Below are 13,525 nucleotides of genomic sequence, written 5' to 3'. Positions count from 1 at the left end.
CCCCCCCGCCCCCCCCCCCCCCCCGGCGCCCCGTCGTGTTCTCAGACCCCGGCCAGCAGCTTGCGGAGCAGGCCGGTGAGCACCTCTGCCTCCGCGTCGCCCAGCCCGGCGAGCGCGGAGCGCTGTACCTCCAGGCCGGCGGAGACGGCCTCGTCGATGAGCGCGAGCCCGCGGTCGGTGATGGTCACCTGGAGCCCGCGCCGGTCGTGCGGATCGGGCTTGCGGCACAGCAGCCCGGCCTTCTCCAGCTTGTCCAGACGCCCCGTCATGCCGCCCGTGGTGAGCATCAGCGTGGCCGACAGCTGCCGGGGTGAGAGCGTGTACGGCTCGCCGGAGCGGCGCAGGGTGGCCACGACGTCGAACTCCCCGCGCGAGATGCCGAAGCGGGCGTAGGTCCGGTCCATCGCGTCGCCCATGGCCTTGGCGATCCGGTAGATCCGCCCGAAGACGGCCATGGGGGCCGTGTCCAGGTCGGGGCGCACCGCGTACCACTGGGCGGTGATCGCGTCGACGGCGTCCTTCTGGTCGTTCATGGCTGGAGTATCCGGCTTCCACTCGGTCGTTCGCAAGAAAGTAGCTTGCTGGAAAGCAGCTTAGTGCTAAGCTGCTTTCCAGCAAGCTACCACTGAGGGGGGCGTCGTGAAGCCGACGAGCTGGTCCACAGCCCCTCCGGCGGCGCCCTGTCGGTCTGCGCCGCCCCCGAAGCCGTCCGCGGCCGCTACCTGGCCACCTACCAGCTGTCCTACTCGCTGGCCAGCGCCCTCGCCCCCTCCCTCTTCACCGCTCTGCTCGCCGTCGACGGCCGCCTGCCCTGGGCCGTGCTCACCGTCGCCGCCCTCGGCTCCGCACTGGCGCTGGTCCGGCTGGAGCCGCACCTGCCCGTCGGCGCCGTGCACACCGAGCCGCCGGCCGCCGCCCCGCGCCCGCCGGTGCCCGTCGCGGCCTGAGCCGCCGTCCGGTCCCGAGTTCCTCACCTGCCCGAGGAGTCACCCGCCATGAAACGCCTCGCCACCGTCGCCCTGACCGCCCTGGCCCCGATCTCCTGGGGCTCCACGTACGCCGTGGCCTCCGAACTGCTGCCGCCCGACCGGCCTCTGTTCACCGGCGTCATGCGCGCCCTGCCCGCCGGACTGCTGCTCACGGCCCTCTCCCGCACCCTGCCCAAGGGCGAGTGGTGGTGGAAGTCCGCCGTCCTGGGCGCGCTCAACATCGGCGCCTTCTTCCCGCTGCTGTTCCTCTCCGCCTACCGGCTGCCCGGCGGCGTCGCGGCCGTACTGGGCTCCGCGGGCCCCCTGTTCGTCGTGGGACTCGCCGCCCTCCTGCTGGGCGAGCGGGCCCGGCTGCGGACCGTGCTCGCCGCCGTCGTGGGGGCGCTCGGCGTCAGCATGGTCGTCCTGACCGCCCAGGCCCAGCTCGACCTCGTCGGCATCGTCGCCGGAGTCGTCTCCTCCGCCTCCATGGGCGCCGGCACCGTCATGACCAAGCGCTGGGGGCGCCCCGAAGGCGTCGGCCCGCTCGCCATGACCGGCTGGCAGCTCACCGCCGGCGGGCTGATCATCATCCCGATCGCCGCCCTGGTCGAAGGGGCGCCGCCCGCGCTCGACGGCAAGGCCTTCCTCGGCTACGGCTACATGATGCTGATCAACACCGGCATCGCGTACTGGCTCTGGTTCCGCGGCATCGGCCGGCTCACCGCCACCTCGGTCACCCTGCTCTCGCCGATGTCCCCGCTGACCGCCGCCGTCATCGGCTGGGCCGCCCTGGGGCAGGCGCTCACTCCGGTGCAGCTGGTGGGCATGGCGATCGCCTTCGGCGCCACGCTCGCGGGTCAGCTGACGATGGGCGCGCCCCGGCCGCCGAAAGCCGAACCGTTCAGTTCTACTGAAGAGAATGATCGAAACATTTCGATGGACCTGACGGATGAGCGGGTGCGACGGTAGGGCCCACGACCTGCCAGACCGACCCCGAGGGGGAGACGCACAGTGGCCGTCATGGACCGCGCCCGTACCGTTTCGCAAGCCGAGCCCACCGCCCGGGGCACGGGGAAGAAGGGGACCGCCGGACTCGGCGTGCTCCTCGCCCTCCTCGCGACGGTCATCTGGTCCGGCAGCTTCGTCGCCACCCGGGGGATGGCCGACACCGTCCCGCCCGTCCAGGCCGTCTTCTGGCGCTGGATCATCGCCACCCTCGCCGTCGCCCCCTTCGCCGCCCGGCAGGCCTGGCAGCAGCGGGCCCTGATCCGGCGGCACCTCGGATTCATCGCCCTCGCCACGCTGTTCGGCGTCACCCTCTACAACACGCTGGTCCACCAGGCCGGTCTGACCACCTCCGCCGCCAACATGGGCATGATCATGGCCGCCTCGCCGGTCATGCTGGCCCTGTACGGCCGCCTCGGCGGCGAACGGCTCGGCGCCCGGCGCACCTTCGGGCTCGTGCTCGCCGCCCTCGGCGTGCTGCTGCTGGTCGGGGACGGCTCGCTCGGCTTCGACTTCGGCGCCGGCGACCTGTGGATGTTCGGCGCCGCGCTGTCGTTCGCCACGTACAGCGCGCTGCTCAAGCGCAAGCCCGCCGAACTGGGCGGCCTGGCCTTCCTGATCACCACCTTCGTCCTCGGCGCGCTGATGCTGGCCCCCGCGTACGCCGTGTCCCTCACCGTCCAGGGCGGCTTCGAGGCCACCACGGGCACGGTCGGACCGCTGCTCTACGTGGGGGTCTTCTCCTCCGCCGTCGCCTTCTTCGCCTGGAACAAGGCCGTCTCGGTCATCGGCGCCGCCCGCGCCGGGGTCGTCTACTACCTCCAGCCGGTCTGCGTCGCGGGCCTCGGCTTCCTCCTCATCGGCGAGCAGACCGGTCCGGCGCAGCTGCTGTGCATGGCGCTGATCCTGGGCGGCGTGGGGCTCGGTGCCCGGCGGTAGGTTCGGGCCCATGACCGAGTGGGACATCAAGAAGCTGCGGATCCTGCGGACCCTCGCCGAGCGGGGGACCGTGACCGCGACGGCCGAGGCGCTGCACCTGACGCCCTCGGCCGTTTCGCAGCAGCTGACCAACCTGGCCCGGCAGCTGGGGGTCCCGCTCCTGGAGGCGCAGGGCCGCCGGGTCCGGCTCACGGCCGCCGCCCACCTGGTCCTGCGGCACGCGGAAGCGGTGTTCGCGCAGCTGGAACGGGCCGACGCGGAGCTGGCCGGGTACCTCGGGGGAGAGGCGGGGGAGGTGCGGGTCGGGGCCTTCTCCACCGCCGTGCCGGCGCTGGTGGTCCCCGCCGTGGCAGAACTGCGCCGCACCCACCCCCGGGTGGAGGTACGGGTCCGGGAGACCGAGGCGGCGGAATCGTACGAGCTGCTGTCCGCCGGGGGCGTGGACCTCGCGCTGTCCCTGGCGGCGCACGCCCCGACCGCGCGGGACGCGCGGTTCACCCGGGTCACGCTGATGGAGGACCCGCTGGACGTGGCCCTGCCGCCGGACCATCCGCTGGCCGCCGCGCCGGACTTGCGGCTGGCGGACCTGTCCCGGGACCCGTGGATCTACGGGGGCAGCGGCCCCTGGTCGGAGATCGCCCGGGGCGCGTGCGAGGCGGCGGGCTTCGTCCCGGAGCAGGCGCACTCGGCGTCCGGCTGGACCGCGATCCTGGCGATGGTGGGCGCGGGGATGGGGGTCGCCCTCGTCCCGCGCATGGTGTCGAGCCGGGCCCCGGGGGTGGCGGTGCGCGTGCTGTCCCACGACCGCCCGACGCGGCACGTCATCGCGGCGATCCGCCGCGGCGCCGAGTCCGGCCCCGCCGTCTCCCACGTCCTCGCGGCCCTGAGCGCGGCCGCGTCCGCCCGCGACTAGCCGCTGCGCGGAGCCGCTCCCCGGGCGCCGCCCGCACCCACTGGGGCGGAGCCCCCCGTAGGGCTCCCGGGCGGGGGGTGGACCCCCGCCCGGGAGCCGGGCGTCAGGCCCCAGCGGCAGCCGCGTCGGCCGACTGGGCCCGCAGCGCACGCTCGACGCCCGCGCGGGACTCCGACACCAGACGCCGCAGCGCCGCGTTCGGCTCGGCCGCGGCCAGCCACGCGTCCGTCGCCGCCAGGGTCTCCTCGGAGACCATCAGCGACGGGTACAGCCCCACCGCGATCTGCTGCGCGATCTCGTGGCTGCGGCTGTCCCACACCCCCTTGACCGCCGCGAAGTACTTCTCCGCGTACGGCGCGAGCAGCTCCCGCTGGTCGGTCTGGACGAAGCCGCCGATCACGGCCTCCTGCACCGCGTTCGGCAGCGAGTCGCCCTCGACGACCGAGGCCCACGCCTCGGCCTTGGCCGCCGCCGTCGGCCGCGCGGCCCGCGCGGTCGCCGCGTGGCGCTCGCCCGCCGCCGTCGCGTCCCGCTCCAGCTCCGCCGCGATGGCCGCCTCGTCGCTGACGCCCGTCGCGACGAGGCGCTCCAGGAACGCCCACCGCAGCTCGGTGTCGACGGCCAGGCCCTCGACCTCCACGGAGCCGTCGAGCAGACCCGACAGGTACGCCAGCTGCTCCTCGGTACGGGCCGTCGCCGCGAACGCGCGCGCCCACGCCAGCTGGTGGTCCCCGCCCGGCTCGGCCGCACGCAGGTGCTCCAGCGTGGCCTCCGTCCAGGTGGCCAGCCCCTGCTCCCGCCACGCCGGGTCGGCGTACAGGTCGATGGCCAGCTTCACCTGGCGGTGCAGCGACTGGACGACGCCGATGTCCGACTCCTTGCCGATGCCGGACAGCACCAGTGCGAGGTAGTCGCGGGTGGCGAGTTCCCCGTCGCGGGTCATGTCCCACGCCGAGGCCCAGCACAGCGCCCGCGGCAGCGACTCGGTGAAGTCGCCCAGGTGCGCGGTGACGTTCGCCAGCGAGACCTCGTCGAGGCGGACCTTCGCGTACGACAGGTCGTCGTCGTTCAGCAGCACGACGGCCGGGCGCGGCCGCCCGACGAGCGCGTCCACCGGGGTCAGGTCGCCGTCGATGTCCAGCTCGACGCGGTCGGTGCGGACGAGGCGCCCGTCCTGGAGGTCGTACAGGCCGACCGCGATCCGGTGCGGCCGCAGCGTCGGCTCGCCCTTGGCGCCGGCCGGCAGCGCCGGGGCCTCCTGGCGGACCGCGAACGCGGTGACGACACCGTCCTCGTCGGTGGTGATCTCCGGGCGCAGGATGTTGATGCCGGCCGTCTCCAGCCATGCCTTCGACCAGGCGGTCAGATCGCGGCCCGAGGTCTCCTCAAGGGCGCCGAGCAGGTCGGACAGGCGCGTGTTGCCGTACGCGTGCGCCTTGAAGTACGCCTGCACGCCCTTGAAGAAGGCGTCCGTGCCGACGTAGGCGACGAGCTGCTTGAGCACCGAGGCGCCCTTGGCGTACGTGATGCCGTCGAAGTTGACCAGGACGTCGTCCAGGTCGCGGATGTCGGCCATGATCGGGTGCGTGGAGGGCAGCTGGTCCTGCCGGTACGCCCAGGTCTTCATGGAGTTGGCGAAGGTGGTCCACGCGTGCGGCCACTTCGAGCCCTCCGCGTACGCCTGGCAGGCGATCGACGTGTACGTGGCGAACGACTCGTTCAGCCACAGGTCGTTCCACCACTCCATGGTGACGAGGTCGCCGAACCACATGTGGGCGAGCTCGTGCAGGATCGTCTCCGCCCGCACCTCGTACGCCGCGTCCGTCACCTTCGAGCGGAAGACGTACTGGTCGCGGATGGTGACCGCGCCCGCGTTCTCCATCGCGCCCGCGTTGAACTCCGGGACGAAGAGCTGGTCGTACTTGGCGAAGGGGTAGTCGTACGCGAACTTCTCCTGGAACCAGTCGAAGCCCTGCCGCGTCACGTCGAAGATCGCGTCCGCGTCGAGGAACTCGGCGAGGGACGGCCGGCAGTAGATGCCGAGCGGCACGGACTGTCCGTCCCGGCCCTCGTACGAGCTGTGCACCGCGTGGTACGGCCCGACGATCAGGGCGGTGATGTACGAGGAGATGCGCGGGGTCGGCTCGAAGGCCCACACCCGGTCCTTCGGCTCAGGCGTCGGGGAGTTCGAGATGACCGTCCAGCCCTCGGGGGCCGTCACGGTGAACCGGAACGTCGCCTTCAGGTCGGGCTGCTCGAAGCTGGCGAACACGCGCCGCGCGTCCGGCACCTCGAACTGGGTGTACAGGTAGGCCTGCTGGTCCACCGGGTCCACGAAGCGGTGCAGGCCCTCGCCGGTGTTGGTGTACGCGCAGTCCGCGACGACGCGGAGCTCGTTGGCCCCGGCCTCCAGGTGCTTCAGCGCGATGCGGGAGTCCCGGAACACGGCGGCGACGTCGAGCGCCTTGCCGTTCAGGACCACCTCGTGGACCGCGGGCGCGACCAGGTCGATGAAGGTCTCGGCGCCGCCCTCGGCCGAGTCGAAGCGCACGGTGGTCTCGGACCGGTAGGTCCCGCCCTCCTGTGCCCCACTGAGATCGAGCTCGATCTCGTAGGAGTCGACGGTGAGCAGCTTCGCCCGCTGCTGCGCTTCTTCACGGGTCAGGTTCGTGCCAGGCACGCGTTCATCTCCTTTGATGGTGACGTTGCCCCGCCATCCTTCCACGCGGTCGGCGTCACCGCGTCGGAGTAATCCACGGGCGAACGCGACGTCCGATTCCTGCCAGCCGCACCGGCCCCGCACCGGCACCCTGGACCCATGACCACCGTGACACGCCACACCGTGCTCCCCATCGCCCCCGACGCCCTCGCCGGGCTGAGGGCCCGTGACGACGCCGGGCGCGAGTGCGTCCCGTACGAGGACGCCGAGGGCGGCGCACCGCTGCGCTGCTGCCTGCGCCACAGCCGGCCCGGCGAGCGGATCGCGCTCGTCTCGTACGCACCCCTGCGGCGCTGGGCCGCCGCGACCGGCGCGCGGCCGGGCGCGTACGACGAGCAGGGGCCCGTCTTCGTCCACGCCGAGGACTGCGGCGGACCGGCCCGCGGCCGGGGATACCCGTTCGCCCGGCCCGGTGTGCAGCGCACCGCCCGGCGCTACAGCGCTCGCGGGCACATCCTCGGCGGCCGCGTCCTGACCCTCGGCGAGGACCCCGGCACGGAGCTCGGGCAGGCCCTGGACGAGGCCTTCGCCGATCCGGAGGTCGCCCTCGTGCACCTGCGGGCCGCCGAGTTCGGCTGCTTCCTCTACGAGGTCCGCCGCCCGTGACGCGCCGAGGGGCGGCGCCTGACGGCGCCGCCCCTCGGTCGTGCGATCAGCGGGATCAGCCGCGCAGCTCCTCGGCCACGAGCTCGGCGATCTGCACCGCGTTCAGTGCCGCGCCCTTGCGCAGGTTGTCGTTCGAGAGGAACAGCGAGAGGCCGTTCTCGGCGGTCTCGTCGGCGCGGATGCGACCCACGTACGAGGCGTCCTTGCCGGCCGCCTGGAGCGGGGTCGGGATCTCGGACAGCTCCACGCCCGGGGCGTCCTTCAGCAGCTCGAACGCGCGCTCCACGCTCAGCGGGCGCTCGAAGCGGGCGTTGATCTGGAGGGAGTGGCCCGAGAAGACCGGCACGCGCACGCAGGTGCCCGACACCTTGAGCTCCGGGATCTCCAGGATCTTGCGGGACTCGTTGCGGAGCTTCTGCTCCTCGTCGGTCTCGAAGGAGCCGTCGTCCACGATCGAGCCCGCCAGCGGGATGACGTTGAAGGCGATGGGCCGCTTGTAGACGGCCGGCTCCGGGAAGTCCACCGCGCCGCCGTCGAAGGTCAGCTGGTCGGCGGCCTCGGAGACCGCGCAGGCCTGGGTGCGCAGCTCGGCGACGCCCGCGAGGCCCGAGCCGGAGACGGCCTGGTAGGTGGTGGCGACGAGCGCGGTCAGACCGGCCTCGTCGTGGAGCGGGCGCAGCACCGGCATCGCGGCCATGGTGGTGCAGTTCGGGTTCGCGATGATGCCCTTGGGGCGGTTCTTGATCGCGTGCGGGTTGACCTCGGAGACGACGAGGGGGACCTCGGGGTCCTTGCGCCAGGCGGAGGAGTTGTCGATCACGACGGCGCCCTGCGCGGCGACCTTCTCGGCGAGGGCCTTGGAGGTGGCGCCGCCGGCCGAGAAGAGCACGATGTCCAGGCCGGAGTAGTCGGCCGTGGAGGCGTCCTCGATGGTGATCTCCCGGCCCTGCCACTCGAGCGTCGAGCCCGCGGAGCGGGCAGAGGCGAACAGCCGCAGCTCGTCCACCGGGAACTTCCGCTCGGCCAGGATGCCGCGCATGACTCCGCCGACCTGTCCGGTGGCTCCGACGATTCCGACCCTCACGGTGACTCCTTTGGTACGTACGACGCGGGCGCGCGTGGAGCCATCATGCGTTCGACCCCACGAGGCTTGTCCAATCCATTGTCCGAGGAACGGACGGTGTCCTGAATGCGAACCCCCGTGACGAGTCCGTGACGGGCGTGTTGCACCGCCCCCGAACCTCCGTTTTGCCTGGTCGCGGCCGGTTAGCGTCCGGTCTGTCGTGCCCGCTATCCGGACACGGCCGTCCGACATTCGTACTTGGGGAGGAACACCGTGCGCGCCATCCGCCACCGCCGCCGGTCCATACCGGCGCTCGCCGCACTCGCGGCCGCCGCCGTCGCCGCACCCGTACTGCTGACCGCCACCGCCACCCCGGCGGCCGCACATCCGCGCGAGTCCCGGCTCGCCAAGGAGCTGGTCGAGGAGGTCTCCGCGCGCGGTGCCTACCGCCACCTGGCGAAGTTCCAGCAGATCGCCGACGCCAACGGCGGGAACCGGGCCGCCGGCACGCCCGGCCACGCGGCTTCCGCGGCCTACGTCCACGACACGCTGAAGAAGGCCGGCTACCAGGTCTCGTACCAGGACTTCGACATCTACGAGGCGCACACGAAGACCGAGAGGACCACCGTCCTCGGCCCCGACACCCGCGACCTGGCCACCGCCGCCTTCACCTTCACCCGGTCCACCCCGGCCGGCGGCCTCGTCGCCCCGCTCGCCCTCGCCCGGGTCGACGAGACCCCGGGCTGCGACGCGGCCGACTACCCGGCGGGTGCCTTCGCCGGGAAGATCGCGCTGGTCAAGCGCGGCGCCTGCACCTTCGTGGAGAAGGAGAAGGCCGCCGCGGCGGCCGGCGCCCTCGGCGTCATCGTCTACAACCACAGCGGCACCACCCCCGTCCGCGGCGGATTCTCCTCGCCCGCCGACGGCGTGATCCCGAGCGCGGGCATCACCCTGGCCGACGGCGAGGCGCTGACCGCGGCCGCCGCCCGGGGCGAGGTGACCGTACGCCTGGACCTGGACCAGGAGCACGTCAAGAAGACCACGCGCAATGTGATCGCCGAGACCAGGGGCGGGCGTTCCGACCGCGTCGTGGCGGTCGGCTCCCACCTGGACTCGGTGCCCGAGGGGCCGGGCATCAATGACAACGGCTCCGGCTCGGCCGGTCTGCTGGAGGTCGCCCTCGAGCTCGCGGAGGAGGGCGCCAACAAGAAGGGCAAGGGGCCCGCCAACAAGGTGCGCTTCGCCTGGTGGTCGGCGGAGGAGCTGGGCCTGCTGGGCTCCGAGCACTACGTCGCGCAGCTCTCGGAGAAGCAGAAGAAGGACATCGCCCTTTACCTGAACTTCGACATGATCGCCTCACCGAACCCGGTGCAGTTCGTCTACGACGGCGACGACTCGGACGACGTCGGCGAGGGCGCGGGCCCGGCGGGCTCCGCGCAGATCGAGGCGCTGATCAACGGCTTCCTCGACAAGAAGCACGAGCCGCACGAGGGCAGTGACTTCGACGGCCGCTCCGACTACGGCCCGTTCATCGCGAACGGCATCCCGGCCGGCGGCACCTTCACCGGCGCCGAGGGCATCAAGACCGCCGAGCAGGCCGAGCGCCACGGCGGCACGGCCGGAGCCCCGTACGACCCGAACTACCACGGGGCGGGCGACAACCTGAAGAACCTGGACCTGGGGGCCTTCGACACCAACCTGGACGTGATCGCCCACGCGGTCGGCACCTACGCCGAGTCCCTGCGGTCGCTCGGCAAGTAGAAAGCCCGAAGGGGCGGTGCTCGTCAGAGCACCGCCCCTTCGGCTTGCAGGTACTACGGAAGGACCTTGTCGATCTGCACGCTGCCGGTGCCGGCGGCGGTGCCGCGGCCGTTGAGCAGCTTGACCTGGCCGAAGAACTGGCGGCCCGCGGGGGCCTCGCTGTTGACCAGGACGTTCGCCGAGACGTTCGCCGAAGCGCCGTTGGCGAGGTTCACCGCGGCGCCCTCGTCGACCTGGACGGAGCCCAGGGCGGCCGAGAAGAACACGTCGCGGTAGTCGTACGTGGTGGTGCCGGCCGGGATCGCGTAGCCGATCACCTTGACCGTGTAGGTGCCGGCGGCCGGGTTGACCAGGCTGACGGCCTCGTCGGAGTCGCCGTCGGCGGAGGAGCCGACCTTGACGCCGTCCTTGTAGACCTCGAGGTCGAGGTCGGCACCGGTGTCGGAGACGTTGCCGATCGCGACGTCGAGGCGGGAGACGCCCTCGCCGATCACGACCTCGCTGGTCTGGGTCTCACCGGCGGCGATGGTCGGCTTGGCGACCTTCGCGGAACCGAGCGGACCGCCCTGCAGCTTGCCGCCGGAGATGGCCGCACCGTCGTTCTTGACGCTCCACTGGACCGGGGCCGGGGTGCCCTTCTTGACCTCGGGCAGGACCTTGACGGCGGGGTCGAAGCCCGCGCCGAGCACCGAGACGTCCAGCTTGAACGGGTTGTCGAGCAGCGGCGACGTACGGCGCGACTCGACCTCGATCTCCCAGACGCCCGGCTGCGGGTTCTCGTACGAACGCAGGTCGGGGCGGCAGAGGTTCGCCGGGTTGTCGTAGTTCGGGTAGCACTGCGTCGTCGCGCTGTCCTCGACGCCCACACCGTACGGGTGGATCGAGATGAAGCGGGTCTGGCTGCCCGGCTTCAGACCGCCGAGGGCGACCTCGAGGGTCTTGGCGCCCGCCGGGACGGTGACGAAGTACGACTTGTGGGTGTTGCGCTGCACGGACGAGGTGTCCGAGTAGGCGAACGACGGCTTGGCCAGCGGGGTGGAGACGACGACCGTGGAGAGGATCTGCTTGTCGATGCCCTCGGTGGTCGGGTCGTCCAGCTGGAGGATGCCGCTGTGCACGCCGGCCGTCTTGGCCTTCGCCTCGACGCGGATGGTGACCGGCTTGTTCAGGGGCAGCGTGACGTAGTCGTAGTCGCTGAGGACCTTGAACGTGCCGTCGTTGTAGCGCCACGACAGCTTGTGCGGGGTGCCGTACTTGACGCCCGTGGTGCGGGTGACGACGACGTTGTAGACCTTCTTCTGGCCGACCTTGAGGCCGCCCTCACGGTCGTAGACGCCGGTGCCGAAGCCCGGGGTCTTCAGGAACTGGTCGATCGCGGTGTCGACCGGCGCCGAGACGGTGAAGTCGTTCGCCTTCGCGCCGCGCTGGATGGACTCCCACGCGCCGGGGATGTTGATCAGACCCGAGCCCTGGGCGTGCGCCGGGACGTCGTCGATCTTCTTCGCGGAGCTGGTGAGCGCGATGCGCAGGTTCGCCGGGGTGAGGGCGATGTGCTGCTGCTTCGCGGCCGAGATCAGCAGGGCGCTGGCGCCCGCCGCCTGCGGCGAGGACATCGAGGTGCCCTGCAGCATGCCGTAACCGGCCGGGAGGTCGTAGCCGGCCTCCTTCACGGGCGCACCGGGCAGCCAGGTCTGGATCGTGTTGATCGAGGCACCGGGGGCGGTGATGGTCGGCGTGAAACCGCCGTCCTCACGCGGACCGCGCGAGGAGAAGGGGAACATGTCGTACTTCTTGGTGACGCCGGAGCCGTAGTTGGCGGCCCAGGTCTCCTTGGAGACCGCGGCACCCACGGAGATGACCTTGTCCGCGAGACCGGGGTCGCCGATGGTGTTGATACCGGGGCCCTCGTTGCCCGCCGAGATGACGAGTTGGACACCGTAGGTGTCGATGAGGTTCTTGTAGAGCTCGGAACGCGCGTTGTTGCCGTCGTTCAGGGCCGGCAGGCCACCGATCGACATGTTGACGATGTCGACGCCGCGGTTGACGACGAGGTCGATCATGCCCTCGGTCAGCGCGATGTTGGTGCAGCCGCCGGACCAGCTGCAGGCGCGCGAGGAGACGATCTTCGCGCCGGGCGCCTCGCCGTTCATCTTGCCGCCGAAGAGGCTGTTGGCGGAGGTGATGCCCGCGACGTGCGTGCCGTGCTCGGACTCGATGATGCCGACGTTGACGAAGTCGGCCTTCTTGCCGACCCAGTCACCGCCCAGCGGGTCCATCGGGACGTCCTTGCGGATCTCGATCACGAACGGGATGCGCTCGGCGACGTCGGTCGCCGGGTTGTCCGTGCCGAAGTAGCCGATCTGGTAGCCGTCCTTGTACGGCTTCATCGGCTCGTTGTTCGTGAAGTCGCCGTCCTGGTCGGTGTCGACGCGGACGGTGCCGGCGGCGACGTCGTAGAGCAGGCCGAACCGGTCGGTGGTGTCCCCGTCCCGGTTGACGTCGCCCTTCATGTCACCGGTGGCGGTGATCGACTCGCTGAAGCGGCTCCACTGGAAGCTGCCCTCGGGAGCCTTCCAGCTCTGGCCGCCCGCGGTGAAGGTGCCGCCGGCGCTGGTGACCGGGGTGATCTGGGCGCGCCAGGTGGCGTCGCCGTCGGCGATCGGGTCGGTCGCCGTCACCCAGTCGACGATCTTGCGCTCGCCGGTGGTGGTCTTCTGGAGCGCCGGGTGCGAGACGTCGACGCCGGAGTCCAGGATGCCGATGGTGACGCCGCGGCCGTCGGCCTGCGGGTTGTTCTTCAGGAAGTCCAGCGAACCGGTCTCGAAGGACGGGTTGTACGGGTTCTTCGCGGGGGTGTTCTTGTCCGGCCCGGGGTAGGTCTCGCCCGCGGTCTTCCGCGTGCTCCCCGCGTCCTTGCCGGCGTCGGGGCGCGGGTCGGGCAGCTGGATCTCGTGCCGCAGGTCGATGCCGTGCACGGAGGACAGCTTGGCGGCCGCCTTGAGGGCGGCCTCCGCCTTGCCGGTGGGCAGGGTGGCGCGGACGTAGCCGAGCTTGTCGTACGTCTGGCCCACCGAGGCGCCCTGGACGGCGTCGAGCTGGTCGGCCACCTGCTTGGTCTGGCCGGGGGCGGTCGCGACCATGACGGTGACGGTCGCGTCACCCTTGGCCTTGGCCTCCTGGAGCAGCTCGGCGTCCGCCGAACCGAGCTTCTGGTCGGCCGACTTGACGGCCGGCGTGGTGCCCGGGGTGCCCGGCTTGTCGGCGCCGGTCGCCGCGAAGACGGGTACGGCGCCGGTGGCCGCGAGGGCGGCCACCAGGCCGGCCGCGGCCGCGACGCGCGCGACGCGTCTGGCCCCGGGTATGGAGCTGGGGGATTCGAGGGTCATCAGCATCCCTGGTAAGTGAAAGAAACGGTCCGGATTTCGGTGCCGGATGACCGGTCAGCTTTGCGCAAGTGACAGCTGTTTGGGGAGGGTTGTCATTGACCGATACCTGCCATGGCGGACACTCGCCAGTGCGGAGGAAACGCCAGAGGGGCCGTACCGCCA

10 protein-coding genes are annotated in these 13,525 nt (G+C 71.7%); 6 read left to right on the top strand and 4 right to left on the bottom strand.

The window, feature by feature from the left end; genetic code table 11:
* Positions 1 to 41: 41 nt before the first annotated feature.
* Positions 42 to 533 carry a MarR family winged helix-turn-helix transcriptional regulator gene (locus tag ACFWB8_RS29855; protein WP_385233881.1) on the bottom strand — a complete coding sequence of 164 codons (492 nt, stop codon included), beginning with the start codon at positions 531 to 533 and terminating at the stop codon, positions 42 to 44.
* Between the two features lie 285 nt (positions 534 to 818).
* Here ACFWB8_RS29855 and ACFWB8_RS29850 point away from each other — a divergent pair, with 285 nt between their 5' ends.
* Genes ACFWB8_RS29850 through ACFWB8_RS29835 form a run of 4 tightly spaced genes read left to right on the top strand, consistent with a single transcriptional unit; the run spans position 819 to position 3,828 of the window.
* Positions 819 to 947 (top strand): hypothetical protein, encoded by a 129-nt coding sequence (locus ACFWB8_RS29850; RefSeq protein ID WP_385233878.1) that lies wholly within the window; start codon positions 819 to 821, stop codon positions 945 to 947.
* A 48-nt stretch (positions 948 to 995) separates the two neighbouring features.
* Positions 996 to 1,940, top strand: coding sequence for an EamA family transporter (locus ACFWB8_RS29845; RefSeq protein ID WP_385233875.1), 945 nt, complete (start codon positions 996 to 998; stop codon positions 1,938 to 1,940).
* Between the two features lie 42 nt (positions 1,941 to 1,982).
* Positions 1,983 to 2,915: a DMT family transporter gene (locus ACFWB8_RS29840; protein WP_385233872.1), complete on the top strand. Its 933-nt coding sequence runs from the start codon at positions 1,983 to 1,985 to the stop codon at positions 2,913 to 2,915.
* A 10-nt stretch (positions 2,916 to 2,925) separates the two neighbouring features.
* The gene (locus ACFWB8_RS29835; RefSeq protein WP_385233869.1) at positions 2,926 to 3,828 is read left to right on the top strand and encodes a LysR family transcriptional regulator; all 903 of its coding nucleotides are present in this window, start codon (positions 2,926 to 2,928) and stop codon (positions 3,826 to 3,828) included.
* A 103-nt stretch (positions 3,829 to 3,931) separates the two neighbouring features.
* Here the strand turns inward: ACFWB8_RS29835 and pepN are convergent, their stop codons facing one another.
* On the bottom strand, positions 3,932 to 6,508 hold the full coding sequence (gene pepN, locus ACFWB8_RS29830) for an aminopeptidase N (RefSeq protein WP_385233866.1): 2,577 nt from the start codon (positions 6,506 to 6,508) through the stop codon (positions 3,932 to 3,934).
* Between the two features lie 138 nt (positions 6,509 to 6,646).
* Between pepN and ACFWB8_RS29825 the strand changes: the two genes are divergently transcribed.
* Positions 6,647 to 7,153 (top strand): DUF1203 domain-containing protein, encoded by a 507-nt coding sequence (locus ACFWB8_RS29825; protein ID WP_385233863.1) that lies wholly within the window; start codon positions 6,647 to 6,649, stop codon positions 7,151 to 7,153.
* A gap of 55 nt (positions 7,154 to 7,208) precedes the next feature.
* On the opposite strand, the gene ACFWB8_RS29820 is transcribed toward ACFWB8_RS29825, so the two are convergent.
* Positions 7,209 to 8,237, bottom strand: coding sequence for an aspartate-semialdehyde dehydrogenase (locus ACFWB8_RS29820; RefSeq protein ID WP_385233860.1), 1,029 nt, complete (start codon positions 8,235 to 8,237; stop codon positions 7,209 to 7,211).
* Positions 8,238 to 8,489: 252 nt separating this feature from the next.
* Here ACFWB8_RS29820 and ACFWB8_RS29815 point away from each other — a divergent pair, with 252 nt between their 5' ends.
* Complete coding sequence (locus ACFWB8_RS29815) at positions 8,490 to 9,977, top strand: M28 family metallopeptidase (protein ID WP_385233857.1); 1,488 nt, start codon at positions 8,490 to 8,492, stop codon at positions 9,975 to 9,977.
* 53 nt (positions 9,978 to 10,030) lie between these two features.
* Here ACFWB8_RS29815 and ACFWB8_RS29810 read toward each other — a convergent pair whose 3' ends face one another.
* On the bottom strand, positions 10,031 to 13,363 hold the full coding sequence (locus tag ACFWB8_RS29810) for a S8 family serine peptidase (RefSeq protein ID WP_385233854.1): 3,333 nt from the start codon (positions 13,361 to 13,363) through the stop codon (positions 10,031 to 10,033).
* Positions 13,364 to 13,525: the final 162 nt, after the last annotated feature.

Origin of the sequence: Streptomyces sp. NPDC060031 (genome assembly GCF_042736805.1) — a bacterium.
Taxonomy (GTDB): Bacteria; Actinomycetota; Actinomycetes; order Streptomycetales; family Streptomycetaceae; genus Streptomyces.
This window is presented reverse-complemented; position numbering and strand designations above follow the sequence as displayed.

What these genes read in the sequence shown, in the direction of transcription:
- ACFWB8_RS29855 (WP_385233881.1), bottom strand. Translation starts at nt 533, where the DNA reads ATGAACGACCAGAAGGACGCCGTCGACGCGATCACCGCCCAGTGGTAC.
- ACFWB8_RS29845 (WP_385233875.1), top strand. Translation starts at nt 996, where the DNA reads ATGAAACGCCTCGCCACCGTCGCCCTGACCGCCCTGGCCCCGATCTCC.
- ACFWB8_RS29835 (WP_385233869.1), top strand. Translation starts at nt 2,926, where the DNA reads ATGACCGAGTGGGACATCAAGAAGCTGCGGATCCTGCGGACCCTCGCC.
- ACFWB8_RS29825 (WP_385233863.1), top strand. Translation starts at nt 6,647, where the DNA reads ATGACCACCGTGACACGCCACACCGTGCTCCCCATCGCCCCCGACGCC.
- ACFWB8_RS29810 (WP_385233854.1), bottom strand. Translation starts at nt 13,363, where the DNA reads ATGACCCTCGAATCCCCCAGCTCCATACCCGGGGCCAGACGCGTCGCG.